14 protein-coding genes are annotated in these 14,423 nt (G+C 70.8%); 12 read left to right on the top strand and 2 right to left on the bottom strand.

Annotation, left to right across the window (positions count from 1 at the left end):
• The first annotated feature begins 11 nt into the window (after positions 1-11).
• The 4 genes from ACKTSN_RS41015 (at position 12) to ACKTSN_RS41000 (ending at position 3,743) form a co-directional block, all read left to right on the top strand.
• Positions 12-1,550, top strand: a complete 1,539-nt coding sequence (locus ACKTSN_RS41015; protein WP_409473697.1) for an ATP-dependent DNA ligase — start codon at positions 12-14, stop codon at positions 1,548-1,550.
• Positions 1,547-2,011, top strand: coding sequence for an NUDIX domain-containing protein (locus tag ACKTSN_RS41010; RefSeq protein WP_409473696.1), 465 nt, complete (start codon positions 1,547-1,549; stop codon positions 2,009-2,011). Before ACKTSN_RS41015 ends, ACKTSN_RS41010 begins: the two co-directional genes overlap by 4 nt.
• Positions 2,012-2,086: 75 nt before the next feature.
• On the top strand, positions 2,087-3,481 hold the full coding sequence (locus tag ACKTSN_RS41005; RefSeq protein WP_409473695.1) for an NADP-dependent succinic semialdehyde dehydrogenase: 1,395 nt from the start codon (positions 2,087-2,089) through the stop codon (positions 3,479-3,481).
• Between the two features lie 25 nt (positions 3,482-3,506).
• Positions 3,507-3,743, top strand: a complete 237-nt coding sequence (locus ACKTSN_RS41000) for a DUF6213 family protein (RefSeq protein WP_224733204.1) — start codon at positions 3,507-3,509, stop codon at positions 3,741-3,743.
• Positions 3,744-3,795: 52 nt separating this feature from the next.
• Here ACKTSN_RS41000 and ACKTSN_RS40995 read toward each other — a convergent pair whose 3' ends face one another.
• Positions 3,796-5,022, bottom strand: coding sequence for an acyl-CoA dehydrogenase family protein (locus ACKTSN_RS40995; RefSeq protein ID WP_409473694.1), 1,227 nt, complete (start codon positions 5,020-5,022; stop codon positions 3,796-3,798).
• A gap of 169 nt (positions 5,023-5,191) precedes the next feature.
• Between ACKTSN_RS40995 and ACKTSN_RS40990 the strand changes: the two genes are divergently transcribed.
• Positions 5,192-5,833: a TetR family transcriptional regulator gene (locus ACKTSN_RS40990; protein WP_224733202.1), complete on the top strand. Its 642-nt coding sequence runs from the start codon at positions 5,192-5,194 to the stop codon at positions 5,831-5,833.
• A 16-nt stretch (positions 5,834-5,849) separates the two neighbouring features.
• Here ACKTSN_RS40990 and def read toward each other — a convergent pair whose 3' ends face one another.
• Positions 5,850-6,389, bottom strand: a complete 540-nt coding sequence (gene def / locus ACKTSN_RS40985; RefSeq protein WP_409473693.1) for a peptide deformylase — start codon at positions 6,387-6,389, stop codon at positions 5,850-5,852.
• Between the two features lie 156 nt (positions 6,390-6,545).
• Between def and ACKTSN_RS40980 the strand changes: the two genes are divergently transcribed.
• The 7 genes from ACKTSN_RS40980 (at position 6,546) to ACKTSN_RS40950 (ending at position 14,414) form a co-directional block, all read left to right on the top strand.
• Positions 6,546-7,784, top strand: a complete 1,239-nt coding sequence (locus ACKTSN_RS40980; protein WP_409473692.1) for a MurT ligase domain-containing protein — start codon at positions 6,546-6,548, stop codon at positions 7,782-7,784.
• 24 nt (positions 7,785-7,808) lie between these two features.
• Positions 7,809-8,540, top strand: coding sequence for a type 1 glutamine amidotransferase (locus ACKTSN_RS40975; RefSeq protein ID WP_224733199.1), 732 nt, complete (start codon positions 7,809-7,811; stop codon positions 8,538-8,540).
• A gap of 188 nt (positions 8,541-8,728) precedes the next feature.
• On the top strand, positions 8,729-9,754 hold the full coding sequence (locus tag ACKTSN_RS40970) for a 6-phosphofructokinase (protein WP_409473691.1): 1,026 nt from the start codon (positions 8,729-8,731) through the stop codon (positions 9,752-9,754).
• Positions 9,755-9,933: 179 nt separating this feature from the next.
• The gene (locus ACKTSN_RS40965) at positions 9,934-10,884 is read left to right on the top strand and encodes a cytochrome c oxidase assembly protein (RefSeq protein WP_409473690.1); all 951 of its coding nucleotides are present in this window, start codon (positions 9,934-9,936) and stop codon (positions 10,882-10,884) included.
• A gap of 68 nt (positions 10,885-10,952) precedes the next feature.
• On the top strand, positions 10,953-12,386 hold the full coding sequence (locus ACKTSN_RS40960) for a DUF6777 domain-containing protein (protein WP_409473689.1): 1,434 nt from the start codon (positions 10,953-10,955) through the stop codon (positions 12,384-12,386).
• 20 nt (positions 12,387-12,406) lie between these two features.
• Entirely contained in the window at positions 12,407-14,230 is a 1,824-nt protein-coding gene (locus ACKTSN_RS40955; protein WP_409473688.1) for a serine/threonine-protein kinase, read from the top strand.
• A 13-nt stretch (positions 14,231-14,243) separates the two neighbouring features.
• Complete coding sequence (locus ACKTSN_RS40950; protein WP_129796602.1) at positions 14,244-14,414, top strand: hypothetical protein; 171 nt, start codon at positions 14,244-14,246, stop codon at positions 14,412-14,414.
• Positions 14,415-14,423 lie beyond the last annotated feature (9 nt).

Here is a 14,423-nt window from a genome sequence, read left to right as displayed (position 1 = left end):
ACCATGGCTGCATGCTGCTGACCCGGCTCGCCGACGTGTCCCGGGAGGTCGCCGCCACCTCGGCGCGGTCCCGCAAGATCGCCCTGCTCGCCGAGTTGTTCCGGGACGCGGAGGCGGACGACGTGCCGATTGTCATCCCCTACCTCGCGGGCCGGCTCCCGCAGGGGCGGCTCGGCATCGGCTGGAAGGTGCTGAGCCGCCGGGTCGCCCCGGCCACCGAGCCGACCCTGAGCGTGCGCGAGGTGGACGCCCGGCTCACCCGGATCGGCAAGGTCACCGGCACCGGCTCGCAGGCAGAACGGGCCCGGCTGGTCGGGGAGTTGATGGGTGCGGCGACCGAGGAGGAGCAGCGGTTCCTGTTCGGGCTGATCACCGGCGAGGTCCGGCAGGGTGCCCTGGACGCGGTCGCGGTGGAGGGGCTCGCCGAGGCGACCGGGGCGCCGCCCGCGGATGTCCGGCGGGCCGTGATGCTGGCCGGGTCGCTGCAGACGGTGGCGCAGACGCTGCTCGCGGAGGGACCCGGGGCGCTGGAGCGGTTCCGGCTCACCGTCGGCCGTCCCGTCCTGCCGATGCTGGCGCACACCGCGTCCTCGGTGGCGGAGGCGGTCGGCAGGCTCGGCGCCTGCGCGGTGGAGGAGAAGCTGGACGGCATCCGTGTCCAGGTGCACCGCGACGGCGACGACGTACGCCTCTACACCCGCACCCTCGACGACATCACCGACCGGCTGCCCGAGCTGACGAAGGCCGCGCGGGAACTGCGCGGCGAGCGCTTCGTGCTGGACGGCGAGGTCATCGCCTTCGACGCCGCCGGACGGCCTCGCTCGTTCCAGGAGACGGCCGGCCGGGTCGGCTCCCGGGTGGACGTGACGACGGCCGCCCGGGCGGTGCCGGTCTCCCCCGTCTTCTTCGACGCGCTGTCCGTCGACGGCCGCGACCTGCTCGACCTGCCGTTCGCCGAGCGATACGCGGAGCTGGCCCGCCTGGTTCCCGAACCGATGCGGGTACGGCGCACGCTGGTCTCCGGCCCCGAGGACCTACCGGCCGCGGAGGACTTCCTCGCCGGGACGCTCCGCCGCGGTCACGAGGGCGTCGTGGTCAAGGCCCTCGACGCGCCCTACAGCGCCGGCCGGCGGGGCGCCTCGTGGCTGAAGGTCAAGCCCGTCCACACCCTCGACCTGGTGGTGCTGGCCGCCGAGTGGGGCCACGGCCGCCGCACCGGCAAGCTCTCCAACCTGCACCTGGGCGCTCGCACCGCGGACGGCGGCTTCGCCATGCTCGGCAAGACCTTCAAGGGCATGACCGACGCGATGCTCACCTGGCAGACCGAACGGCTGCGGGAGCTGGCCGTCGAGGACACCGGTCACGTGGTGACCGTACGCCCCGAACTGGTCGTCGAGATCGCCTACGACGGACTGCAGAGGTCCACCCGCTACCCGGCCGGCGTCACCCTCCGCTTCGCCCGCGTGGTCCGCTACCGCGAGGACAAGCGCCCGCAGGAGGCGGACACCGTCGAGACACTGCTGGCCGCGCACCCGGAGGTGGCTCCTTGACGGGCAGCCGAAGTGCCGGACTGCTCCTCTTCCGGCACACCGACCAGGGCCTTCAGGTGTTGCTCGGCCATATGGGCGGCCCCTTCTTCGCCAGGCGGAGCACCGGGGCGTGGACCGTGCCGAAGGGTGAGTACGACCCCCGGGAGCCCGCCTGGGAAGCCGCCCGCCGGGAGTTCGAGGAGGAGCTCGGGCTGCCGCCGCCGGACGGCGAGGCGGTCCCGCTCGGGGAGGTCCGGCAGACCAACGGCAAGATCGTCACCGCCTGGGCGGTCGAGGCCGACCTGGATCCGGCGTCCATCAGTCCCGGCACGTTCACGATGGAGTGGCCGCCGAAGTCGGGACGCACCCAGGAGTTCCCCGAACTGGACCGCGTGGAGTGGTTCGGCCTGGACCGGGCCCGCGAGGTGATCGTCAAGGCCCAGGCCGCGTTTCTCGACCGCCTGGCGGAGCACTCGGCCTGAAGAGATGTGTACGCGTTGCGGTGCCCGGCACCGCGCGGGAAGGTCGAAGCACAGTCGCTCCCGAGGAGGTCGGCCATGCCCATCGCAACGGTGAACCCGGCGAACGGCGAGACGCTCAAAACGTACGAGGCCATGGGTGCCGAGGAGATCGAGCGCCGGCTCCAGCTCGCCGAGGCCACGTTCCGCACGTACCGGCAGAGCAGCTTCGTCGACCGTGCACACCTGCTGGTCCAGGCCGCGAACCTCCTGGACGAGGACCAGCAGGACGTCGCCCGCGTGATGACCACCGAGATGGGCAAGCCGATCAAGCAGGCGCGCGCGGAGGCCGCGAAGTGCGCCAAGGCGATGCGCTGGTACGCCGAGCACGCCGAGGAACTCCTCGCCGACGAGGAGCCCGCCGACTCCGACGTGAAGGACTCCGGCGCCTCCCGGGTCCGGGTCCGCTACCGGCCGCTCGGCCCGGTGCTCGCGGTGATGCCGTGGAACTTCCCGCTGTGGCAGGTGATCCGCTTCGCGGCGCCCGCGCTGATGGCGGGCAACGTGGGCCTGCTCAAGCACGCCTCGAACGTGCCGCAGACCGCGCTCTACGTGGAGGACCTCTTCCACCGGGCGGGCTACACCGAGGGCTGTTTCCAGATCCTGCTCATCGGCGCGAGCGCGGTCGACGAGATCCTGCGCGACGAGCGCGTCAGGGCGGCCACCCTCACGGGCAGCGAGCCCGCGGGCCGCGCGGTCGCCTCCACCGCCGGCGAGATGGTCAAGAAGACGGTGCTGGAACTGGGCGGCAGCGACCCGTACATCGTCATGCCGTCGGCCGACCTCGACCGTGCCGCGCAGGTCGGGGTGAATGCGCGCGTGCAGAACACTGGGCAGTCCTGCATCGCCGCCAAGCGGTTCATCGTGCACACGGACGTCTACGACGCTTTCGCCGAGCGGTTCGTCGAGGGAATGAGGGCGCTGGTGGTCGGCGACCCGATGCAGGAGGAGACGGAGGTCGGCCCGCTGTCGAGCGAGAAGGGGCGAGACGATCTGGAAGAGCTCGTCGACGACGCCCGGCGCAGTGGAGCGACTGCGCTGTGCGGCGGTCACCGGCTCCGCCGGCCCGAGCTGCCCGGCTGGTACTACCCGCCGACCGTCCTCACCGGCATCACCCGGGAGATGCGGATCCACCGCGAGGAGGCGTTCGGGCCGGTCGCCACGCTGTACCGCGCCGGCGATCTGGACGAGGCGGTGCTGATCGCCAACGACTCACTGTTCGGGCTGAGTTCCAACGTCTGGACGCGCGACGAGGCCGAGGTCGACCGCTTTGTACGGGATCTGGAGGCGGGCAGCGTGTTCGTCAACGGGATGACGGCGTCCCACCCGGCGTTCCCGTTCGGCGGGGTCAAGCGGTCCGGGTACGGGCGTGAGCTGTCCGGGCACGGAATCCGCGAGTTCTGCAACATCACGACCGTATGGCACGGAGCGTGAGCCTTCCGCGGTTACGATCCCCTTTGTGAACCGCGAAGTGACTCTCCCTCTGATCGTCGACGACCGCGGTACCTTGCAGGTGGCTGCGGCCGACGTGAGCAAGCTGCTGCGCACGGTGGGCGGGCGGTGGCTGCATCTGGTGGAGGCCGGACAGGAGGGGCTCGACGAGGACACCGTGGCCGCGCTGACCATCGAGCTGGCCAAGTTGGCCGATCGCATCGACGTGGCGTGTATTGCGCACAGCAGTGGGGCCGGGTCCTAGCGGTTCCCCGCGGCCCCGGCCCCACCCGCCCCACAGTCCGCTTACCGGCTTGCTAGCGAACGGACATCCCCGAGATCGTCCGCGCGATCACCAGCCGCTGGATCTCGCTCGTCCCCTCGAAGATCGTGTAGATCGCGGCATCCCGGTGCATCCGCTCCACCGGGTACTCCCGCGTGTACCCGTTGCCGCCCAGGATCTGGATCGCCTGCGCGGTGACCTTCTTGGCGGTCTCACTGGCGAACAGCTTGGACATGGAACCCTCGGCCGCCGTGAACGGCTTGCCGTTGACCGCCATCCAGGAGGCGCGCCAGACCAGCAGACGGGCCGCGTCGATGGAGGTGCGCATGTCGGCGAGCTGGAACGCCACACCCTGGTTGTCGATGATCGGGCGGCCGAACTGCTCGCGGGTCGTCGCGTAGTCCAGCGCCACTTCGTACGCGGCCCGTGCCGTACCCACCGCCATCGCACCGACCGCCGGGCGGGACGCCTCGAACGTGGCCATCGCCGCGTTCTTGACGCGCTCGCCCCCCTTCTTCGCCTTCTCGCGGGCCCGGGCCAGCCGCTCGTCGAGCTTCTCCTTGCCGCCGAGCAGGCAGGAACCGGGCACGCGCACGTTGTCGAGGACCACCTCGGCGGTGTGCGAGGCGCGGATGCCGTGCTTCTTGAACTTCTGGCCCTGGGCGAGGCCGGGCGTGTTCGGCGGGATGATGAAGGACGCGTGGCCCTTGGAGCCCAGCTCCGGGTCGACCACCGCGACGACGACATGGACGTTGGCGATGCCGCCGTTGGTCGCCCAGGTCTTGGTGCCGTTGATCACCCACTCGTCCTTGGCCTCGTCGTACACCGCACGCGTGCGCATGGAGGCGACGTCGGAGCCGGCGTCGGGCTCGGAGGAGCAGAACGCGGCCACCTTGACGTCGCTCGCATCGCCGTACATCTGGGGAATCCAGGTGCCGATCTGCTCCTCGGTGCCGTTGGCGAGCACACCGACGGCCGCGAGGCCGGTGCCGACGATCGACAGGGCGATGCCCGCGTCGCCCCAGAAGAGTTCCTCCATGGCCATCGGGATGCCGAGCCCGGTGGGGTCGAAGTACTGCTGGGCGTAGAAGTCGAGGGAGTAGATGCCGACCTTGGCGGCCTCCTGGATGACCGGCCAGGGAGTCTCCTCACGCTCGTCCCATTCGGCGGCCGCGGGGCGGATGACGTCGGCGGCGAAGCCGTGCAGCCAGTCCCGGACCTCCTTCTGTTCGTCGTTGAGCTCCATGGTGAACTCGGCCATGTCCCCTCCAGCGGCGCACATGCATGTTACTTGCGGTAACCGCAGTCTGTTACCCATGGGTAGGAAAAGTCAACTCACGAGGACTCCTCGGCAGCCCGTTCGAGGTCCTGGGGGAGCCGAGTGTTAGTTTGCGCAGGCGTCACCGATTCAGCACGGGTGGGGAGAGCTCATGGACACCACGCAGCGGACCGAGCAGCAGCGGTCCGCCGACCGCCGACGGCGCGAGCTGCTGGAGGCCGCGGACCGGGTGGTGCTGCGCGATGGTCCGCAGGCCTCGATGAACGCGATCGCCGCGGAGGCCGGCATCACCAAGCCGATCCTCTATCGCCACTTCGGTGACAAGGGCGGGCTGTATGCGGCACTGGCCAAGCGACACACGGACGCACTGCTGGATTCGCTGCGGGCGGCGCTGGACGCGCCTGCCGAGCGGCGGGAGCGGGTCGAGTCCACGCTGGACACCTACCTTGCGGCGATCGAGGCACGGCCCCAGGTGTACCGGTTTCTGATGCACCCCGCGGAGGGCTCGTCGGGGGACCAGGAATTCGATGTGGGGAAGCACTCGGCGCCGTTGCTGCGGCGCATGGGTGAGGAGCTTGCCCAGGTGATCGAGGAACGGCTGGATCTCGGGCCCGGGAGTCAGCAGCTTGCCCGGGTGTGGGGGCACGGGATCGTCGGGATGATGCATGCCGCCGGGGACTGGTGGCTGGGGGAACGGCCTTGTTCCCGGGCCGAGTTGGTGCGGAGTCTGGCTGACCTGTTGTGGGGTCGTCTTGCGGCTGCCGGAGACAAAATAGGGGGTCCGGGGTTCTGACGGTTGTCCGTTCCGGTCACCTGCGCCATGAAGCTCGCGCCACCTGGCGCATCAGTCGTCTGTGGCGCCAGCCCTGCACGCGGTCCGCGTACACCCGGCCCTCCAGGTGGTCGCACTCGTGTTGCAGGCACCTGGCGAAGAAACCCGTACCGTGCACCGTGACCGGCTCGCCCGTCATCGTGAAACCCTCGACCACCGCGTGGTCGTAGCGCTCCGTCCCTGCCTCCAGGCCCGGCAGGGACAGGCAGCCCTCCGGGCCGCGGATCACCATGCCGTCCGTTTCCACCAGGCGTGGGTTCACCACATGGCCGAGGTGACGTACGTCATCGTCGTCCGGGCAGTCGTAGACGAAGACGCGCAGCGGCTCGCCCACCTGGTTCGCGGCCAGGCCCACTCCCTGCGCGGCGTACATCGTGGCGAACAAGTCCTCCACCAGGCGGACGAGTTCGGGGCCGAAGTCGGTGACTTCCGTGCAGGGTGTGTGAAGGATCGGGTCGCCGAGCAGGGTGAGGGACCGGACACGCCCGTGGGCGCCCGGGATGGAGCCGTGTCGCATGGCGGCAAGGGTACGGTCCTCGCTGGCGCGCGCCCCGCGCGCAAGGATCGTGATGGTGCCGCGATTCGGGCACGTGAGTGGATCTCGATAGGCTGAGGCCTCACCACGTTGCCGGATGCTACGGCGCGGCGGGTACGCAAGGAGGATCGAGAACTGATGGCAGGCAACTCGGACCCGCTCACGCCGCGGGCCAAGCTGGCCGTGACCGCGGGCAAGGCGGTCGCTGCGGCATCGCGCGCAGCAGGGCGCGGCAGCGGTTCGGTGATCGGTGGCCGGGTGGCCCTAAAACTCGACCCCGACCTCCTCGCCCGGCTCGCCCAGAACCTGGATGTGGTCCTGGTCTCGGCGACCAACGGCAAGACCACGACCACCCGGCTCATCGCCGAGGCACTGCGCGCCGCAGGCCCGGTCGTGTCCAACGCGCTCGGCGCCAACATGCCGGCCGGCATCACCTCGGCGCTCGCCGGCAGCTCGGACGCGCGGTACGGCGTCATCGAGGTCGACGAGAAGTACCTGGCCGGGGTCGCCCGGGACACCGACCCGAAGTGCATCGCCCTGCTCAACCTCTCCCGCGACCAGCTCGACCGCGCCGCCGAGACCCGGATGCTGGCCGAGAACTGGCGTGAGGGGCTCGCGGGGTCCAAGGCGGTCGTCGTGGCCAACGCGGACGACCCGCTCGTGGTGTGGGCCGCCTCCTCCTCCCCCAACGTGATCTGGGTCGCCGCCGGCCAGATGTGGAAGGACGACGCCTGGTCCTGCCCGTCCTGCGGTGGCGTGATGCAGCGCCCCGGCGACGACTGGTACTGCGGTGAGTGCGGTTTCCGCCGCCCGACGCCGAGCTGGGCGCTGTCCGGCGACCACGTCCTCGACCCGCACGGCTCCGCCTGGCCGATCCACCTCCAGCTGCCGGGCCGCGCCAACAAGGCCAACGCCGCCTCCTCCGCCGCCGTCGCCGCCGTGTTCGGCGTGCCGCCGCAGGTCGCCCTGGAACGCATGTACCAGGTGCAGGCAGTGGCCGGGCGCTATGACGTCGTGCAGTTCATGGAGCGCGATCTGCGGCTGCTGCTCGCCAAGAACCCGGCCGGCTGGCTGGAGACCTTCTCCCTGATCGACCCGCCGCCGACCCCGGTGATCCTGTCCGTGAACGCGCGCAGCGCCGACGGCACGGACACCTCCTGGCTGTGGGACGTCGACTACACGCGGCTGACCGGGCACCCGATCCTCGTCATCGGCGACCGCAAGCTGGACCTCGCGGTCCGTCTGGAGGTCGCGAACCAGCACTTCCAGGTCTGCGAGAACCTCGACCAGGCCGTGCAGATGGCCCCGCCGGGCCGCATCGAGGTCATCGCCAACTACACCGCGTTCCAGGATCTGCGCCGCCGCGTCGGCAACTGACGTACTCGTAAGGACAGTGACTTCATGAGCGACAACAGCCTGCGGGTCGTCTGGCTCTACCCCGACCTGCTCAGCACCTACGGCGACCAGGGCAACGTCCTCGTCGTGGAGCGCCGGGCCCGGCAGCGGGGCCTGGACGTGGCCCGGCTCGATGTGCGCAGTGACCAGCCGATCCCGACCTCCGGCGACATCTACCTGATCGGCGGCGGCGAGGACCGGCCGCAGCGGCTGGCGGCCGAGCGGCTGCGCCGTGACGGGGGTCTGCACCGGGCGGTGGGGAACGGCGCGATCGTCTTCTCCGTCTGCGCCGGGTACCAGATCCTCGGCCACGAGTTCATCAACGACCTCGGCCAGCGCGAGCCCGGCCTCGGTCTGCTCGACGTCGTCTCGGTACGCGGCGAGGGCGAGCGGTGCGTCGGTGACGTCCTCGCGGACATCGACCCGCGCCTCGGCCTGCCGCCGCTGACGGGCTTCGAGAACCACCAGGGCGTCACCCACCTCGGCCCCACCGCCCGCCCCCTGGCCCAGGTCCGCCTCGGCAAGGGCAACGGCACGGGCGACGGCACGGAGGGCGCGTACAACGACACCGTCTTCGGCACGTACATGCACGGTCCCGTGCTCGCCCGCAACCCGCAGATCGCGGACCTGCTGCTGAAGTTGGCGCTCGACGTGAACGCACTGCCGCCGACCGACGACCGCTGGTACGAGGCGCTGCGCAGCGAGCGCATCGCGGCGGCCCAACAGCAGCCTGCCTGAGGCCCGTACACCCGGGCGCCGACCCGGCTCAACCAGCCCGTCTGACGGGCCGTCCGCACAGGTGAGCGCGCTCGTCCAGCAGGCGGACGCACGGTTCGGCCCCGCCCCCTGGTGCCGCTAGGGTGGCGGGGATCGAGCCGGACAGCGTGGTCCGGTCCCCGGCCCACGTTGAGAAGGTATTTCGGGCTATGCGCATTGGTGTCCTCACGTCCGGCGGCGACTGCCCCGGCCTGAACGCCGTCATCCGGTCCGTCGTGCACCGTGCCGTCGCCGACCGCGGCGACGAGGTCATCGGCTTCCGGGACGGCTGGAAGGGCCTCCTGGAGTGCGACTACCTCAAGCTCGACCTCGACGCGGTGGGCGGCATCCTGGCCCGCGGCGGCACCATCCTCGGCTCCTCCCGGGTCCGTCCCGAGCATCTGCGCGACGGCGTGGAGCGGGCCAAGGGGCATGTGGCCGAACTCGGCCTCGACGCCATCATTCCGATCGGCGGTGAGGGCACGCTCAAGGCGGCCCGACTGCTGTCGGACAGCGGACTGCCCATCGTCGGGGTGCCGAAGACCATCGACAACGACATCGCAGTCACGGACGTGACGTTCGGCTTCGACACGGCTGTGACTGTGGCGACCGAGGCCCTTGACCGGCTCAAGACCACCGCCGAGTCCCATCAGCGGGTGCTGATCGTGGAGGTCATGGGCCGCCACACCGGCTGGATCGCACTGCACTCCGGGATGGCGGCGGGCGCCCACGCCATCGTCGTCCCCGAACGTCCCTTCGACATCGACGAGCTGACCGCGCGGGTCGGCGAGCGCTTCGAGGCGGGCAAGCGGTTCGCGATCGTCGTCGCCGCGGAGGGTGCCAAGCCGCGGCCCGGCACCATGGCGTTCGACGAGGGGGGCAAGGACATCTACGGGCACGAGAGGTTCGCGGGTATCGCACGTCAGCTGTCCATCGAGCTCGAGCAGCGACTCGGCAAGGAGGCGCGGCCGGTGATCCTCGGGCATGTGCAGCGGGGTGGGACGCCGACTGCGTACGACCGGGTGCTGGCCACGCGGTTCGGGTGGCATGCGGTGGAGGCGGCGCATCGCGGTGAGTTCGGGTACATGACCGCGCTGCGCGGTACCGACATCGTGATGGTGTCGCTGGCGGAGGCCGTGGAGACGCTGAAGACGGTACCCGAGGAGCGGTACGCCGAGGCGGAATGCGTGCTCTAGCCGTCCGGCGGGTGCGGGTTGTGAGGGGTTGCTCGCGCCCACGCGGCGGAGCCGCACATTGATACAGCCCCGCGCCCCTGAGTTGGCCGCGGTTGCCCCCGGTGACATGAGTCGCCGGGGGCGGTTCTAGTCTTGGGGCGGACGTAAACGTACAACCCCCACGAATCAGGAGCCGGCGGATGGATCACAGCGGGCACGGCATGACGATGGATCTGCCGCCGTTCACGCTGGGGCGGGGTCTTCAGTGGTCGGCGGACCCGTTCTTCCTCGTCTCCTGCCTGCTGGCGCTTGTGCTGTACGGCTGGGGCGTCGCCCGGCTCGTGCGGCGCGGTGACAAGTGGCCGGTGGGGCGGACCGTCTCCTTCGCCGCCGGTGTGCTGAGCGTCGGGCTGATGATGTGCACCAGGCTGAACGACTACGGCATGGTCATGTTCAGCGTGCACATGGTGCAGCACATGGTGATCAGCATGCTGTCCCCGATCATGATCCTGCTCGGCGCCCCCATCACCCTGGCGCTGCGTGCACTTCCGCCGGCCGCCCGGGGCCGCAAGGGGCCGCGTGAGCTGCTGCTGGCCGTGCTGCACAGCCGGTACATGCGGATCACCACCCACCCGGTGTTCACGATCCCGCTGTTCATCGCCAGCCTGTACGCGCTGTACTTCACCCCGATCTTCGACTTCCTGATGGGCTCCAAGGTGGGGCACATCGCGATGATGGTGCACTTCCTCGCTGTCGGCCTGGTGTTCTTCTGGCCGATCATGGGCGTGGACCCGGGACCGCACCGGCCGGGCTATCTGATGCGGATGCTGGAGCTGTTCGCGGGCATGCCGTTCCACGCGTTCTTCGGTATCGCGCTGATGATGGCCTCGACGCCGATGATCGACACGTACGCCGACCCGCCCGCCTCCCTCGGCATCGATGCGCTCAGCGACCAGAACGCGGCCGGCGGTATCGCCTGGGCGTTCAGCGAAATCCCGTCCGTACTCGTGCTGATCGCCCTGCTGTTCCAGTGGTACGCCTCCGACCAGCGGCAGGCGCGGCGCAAGGACCGGGCCGCCGACCGCGACGGCGACAAGGAACTCGAGGCATACAACGCCTATTTGGCCTCACTGAACGCACGCAGCCGCTGACCGCCTTTTCCGGGCAGTTCCTTTCAGTAGCATGAAACGCGTTGGGGGAACCGCCGGGGGGAGCGGTGATGGCGTTTCGTGTGTACCTGCGCAGGGCGGGGAAATCGGTGTTCCGCAGGATCGCCGTCCTGTTGGTTTTCGTGGTGGTCCTGAGCGGATGTGACCGGGGCGCACCTTTGTTCGCGGTGAAGGCCGTTGCCGCGGGAGTTCCTTCACTCGCACCTTTCTTCGACGAGAGCGCGGGGCTCGGCCACGACGCCGGCCTCCGCTCCCGTCCGGCGCCGGGCGGCCTTCAGCAGGGCGACACACCAGGGCTGTACGGCGGCACCGGGGAGCAGCGGATCTGTGATGTCGCACGGTTGAGGGAATTCCTCACCGATCCCAGGAATCACCGCAAGGCACAGGCCTGGGCGACCGCGCTCGATATCACGACGGCCGAGATCCCGGAGTATCTCGGCCGGCTCACGCCGGTTCTTCTCCGTACCGACACACTCGTGAAGAACCATGACTACAAGAAGGGAAAGTCTGTTCCCTTCGATGCGTTGCTGCAGGCGGGAATCGCCGTTCTCGTCGACCCGCAGGGACTGCCCGCCGTCAAGTGTTCCTGCGGAAATCCGCTGCGCCCCTTCGAGGGAGACACCGGGAGGATTTCGGTCCGGTTCGAGGACGGCAACCACAAGTGGAAGGGCTACGACCGCGACTCCGTGGTGGCCGTGCAGCCCGCCCCGCGGACACTGGACCGGCTGGCCCTGGTCGACGTGGACGACCCGGACCGCGGGATCAACCGTCCGGTCGGCACGACGGGTGACGACGACTCCACGTTCGACACGCGGGAGCGGCGCGCCGTACCGGACCTGGCCGGGACGACGTTCGGGCGGGCGAGCCGGCTGCTCGCCGACGCGGGGCTGGCGGTTGCGTTCGACGGCGGCGGGTTGCCGCCCGACGGTGCGCGGGTCACGGCGTCCGATCCGCCGGCCGGGAAGGAGCTGCGGTTCGGGGAGTACGTGACGCTGAGCGTGGCCGACGGCACGAGCGGAGGAGCGACCACTCCCCCTGACCCGAGCCCGGCGACCTCACAGCCGACAGACGACCCGTCGTCCGACACCTCGACGCCATCGCCCTCACCGTCGACCTCGAAGCCCTCGTCATCGGCCTCGACGCCGTCGTCATCGGCTCCCACGAGCGAACCGCCGACGAGTGATCCGCCCACGAGTGATCCGCCCACGAGCGAACCGCCGGCCACCGATCCACCCACCAGTGAACCGCCCACCAGCCGCCCGCCCTCCTCCGCCCCGCCGCCGTCCAGCCCAGCACCCACCAGCACCGCCCCGCCCACCAGCGAGCCGCCCCCGGAAACCAGCGCGCCCCCGGAGGTGACCGGCTCACCTCCGCCGAGTGATCCGGTCCCGAGCAGCGCACCGGCCTCCGGCGAGCCGCCCGGCAGCGCACCGGTCCCGAGTGAGCCCGGGGCCGTCGAACCCACAGCGAGCGCCACGACGTAGCACCCCGAGGGAGTCACCGCATGCCTTCAGGATCACCGACGTCGGGAGTGGGCCGGGTCATCGCCGGCCGCTATCTGCTGCTGCACCGGCTCGGCAGCGGTGGGATGGGCCATGTGTGGCTCGCCCACGACCAGAGACTGGCGTGCGAGGTCGCGCTCAAGGAGATCGTGTTCCGCGACCCGGCCGAGGCCGGCCACGAGCGGGAGGCGCGGGTTGCCCGGGCCCGCGCGGAGGCCCGGCACGCGGCGGGGCTGCGCGGCCATCCGCATGTGGTGACCGTGCACGATGTGCTGGAGCACGAGGGGCTGCCGTGGATCGTCATGGAGTACGTGGCGGGCGCCGTCGATCTGCGCGACCTGGTCGCCCGGCGCGGGCCGCTCGCCCCCGCGGAGTGTGCCCGCACGGGCCTGGCCGTGCTGGACGCGCTGACCGCCGGACACGAGCGGGGCGTCATGCACCGGGACGTGAAACCGGCGAACATCCTGCTGGCGCCGGACCGCACCGGGGCGCCGTACGGGCGCATCCTGCTCACCGACTACGGCATCTCCGTGCAGCCGGACGCGGGAGAGACGCGGTACACGCTCGCGTCCGCCCTGGTGGGAACGTCCGGCTATCTCGCGCCGGAGCGGGTCACCGGCGGGCCGCCCACCCCGGCCGCCGACCTGTTCTCGCTGGGCTGCACCCTCTACTACGGCGTCGAGGGCCATGGCCCCTTCGACCGGGAGTCGCACCTCGCGGAGCTCACAGCGGTGGTCACGGAGGAGCCGCGGCCCGCGGTGGGCGCCGGTGCACTGGAACCCGTACTGCGGGCGCTGCTCGCGAAGGATCCCGCGCAGCGGATGACCGCGGCTCAGGCCGAGGCCGCTCTGGCGCGGATCGTGGCGCCGCAGGGCGACGGGTACGTGCGGACCCAGACGGACCTCGGGTCGCGGCCCCACTGGAACGAGGCGTCGGCGCTTCCGCCGGCCGCGGCGGCCGCCCCCGTCGTGGCGCCTTCACCCGAGCCGGGCCGGCGCCGCCGCACTCGCCCCCGGGCCCTGCAGGCACTCGTCTCCGGAGGACTGGGGCTGGCCCTCGCGCTGGGCGGAGTCTGGTACGCCCTGGCCGACCGGACGACCGACGACGGCACGGATGCGGCGCCGTACGGCAACACCGTCGGGCTCGCCGCACCGCTGAAGGCCGGCGACTGCGTCCTCGCCGACTGGCCCGGCGCGGCTCGTTTCACCGGCACGCCCCGGCTCTCCCTGGACCCGACCTGCCGGGACAAGGCGCCCGACGGGCAGGTGATGGCGTTCTTCGAAGCCGCGTCCGCGGAGCAGGCACGCACGCTCGGGCAGGCCCGGTGCGAGGAGCTGACGCGGGAGGTCCGCGAGCGGCTCGCGGATGTGCGCAGCTTCGCGGTCCTGCCGACGCAGGCGGGCTTCGAGACGGCCGGACGGCGCGCCGCCTGTCTGGTGCTGGGCGCGCACGGGCCGGTGTACGGGCCGCTCGCCGGCCATCGCAGGCCGGGGTCGGCGTTCACGGACACGGCGACCATGCAGAAGCGGGACTGCCTCGACGCCCGCTCCAACCGGGACGTCCGGCTGGTGTCCTGCGAGGGACGCCACGACGAGCAGGTGCTCGGTTTCACCCGTCTGGACGCGGGGCTGACGCTCGCGCAGGCGCGCACGCGGTCGGACACGGCGTGCGCGCGGGACGTACCGCCTGCCGACTACGGATTCGACCCTTCCGTCTACGAGGCCGGTTCCTGGACCGGTGAGGGTTCCTGGAAATCCGGCACTCATTTCGTCGTGTGCACCGTCCGGAAGCAGAACGGGGGCACCATGGAGGGGGACGAACCATGAGGAGGGTGTTGCGATGCCCGGTTCCACGGACGGTTCTACGAAGGCGATGGGGGTGCTCACCGTTGGTGGGCTCGTCGTGGTGACGGGCTACACGGTGGCGCTCGGCAGCAACGGCTGGCTGTGGTTCGGCTGGGTCGTGCTGGGTCTGATCACCCTCGGTATGGTCGCCACGCGCAGCACCTGAGCTCCCGGC

Source organism: Streptomyces flavusporus, assembly GCF_046267975.1.
Taxonomy (GTDB): domain Bacteria; phylum Actinomycetota; class Actinomycetes; order Streptomycetales; family Streptomycetaceae; genus Streptomyces; species Streptomyces flavusporus.
Note: the sequence above shows the minus strand (reverse complement) of the source record. Positions and strands in the feature narration are given on the sequence as shown.

Bases quoted from the DNA above. Each gene is read 5' to 3' on its own strand.
- ACKTSN_RS41015 (WP_409473697.1), top strand. From the start codon at position 12: ATGCTGCTGACCCGGCTCGCCGACGTGTCCCGGGAGGTCGCCGCCACC.
- ACKTSN_RS41005 (WP_409473695.1), top strand. From the start codon at position 2,087: ATGCCCATCGCAACGGTGAACCCGGCGAACGGCGAGACGCTCAAAACG.
- ACKTSN_RS40995 (WP_409473694.1), bottom strand. From the start codon at position 5,022: ATGGCCGAGTTCACCATGGAGCTCAACGACGAACAGAAGGAGGTCCGG.
- ACKTSN_RS40990 (WP_224733202.1), top strand. From the start codon at position 5,192: ATGGACACCACGCAGCGGACCGAGCAGCAGCGGTCCGCCGACCGCCGA.
- def (WP_409473693.1), bottom strand. From the start codon at position 6,389: ATGCGACACGGCTCCATCCCGGGCGCCCACGGGCGTGTCCGGTCCCTC.
- ACKTSN_RS40980 (WP_409473692.1), top strand. From the start codon at position 6,546: ATGGCAGGCAACTCGGACCCGCTCACGCCGCGGGCCAAGCTGGCCGTG.
- ACKTSN_RS40975 (WP_224733199.1), top strand. From the start codon at position 7,809: ATGAGCGACAACAGCCTGCGGGTCGTCTGGCTCTACCCCGACCTGCTC.
- ACKTSN_RS40970 (WP_409473691.1), top strand. From the start codon at position 8,729: ATGCGCATTGGTGTCCTCACGTCCGGCGGCGACTGCCCCGGCCTGAAC.
- ACKTSN_RS40965 (WP_409473690.1), top strand. From the start codon at position 9,934: ATGGATCACAGCGGGCACGGCATGACGATGGATCTGCCGCCGTTCACG.
- ACKTSN_RS40960 (WP_409473689.1), top strand. From the start codon at position 10,953: ATGGCGTTTCGTGTGTACCTGCGCAGGGCGGGGAAATCGGTGTTCCGC.
- ACKTSN_RS40955 (WP_409473688.1), top strand. From the start codon at position 12,407: ATGCCTTCAGGATCACCGACGTCGGGAGTGGGCCGGGTCATCGCCGGC.
- ACKTSN_RS40950 (WP_129796602.1), top strand. From the start codon at position 14,244: ATGCCCGGTTCCACGGACGGTTCTACGAAGGCGATGGGGGTGCTCACC.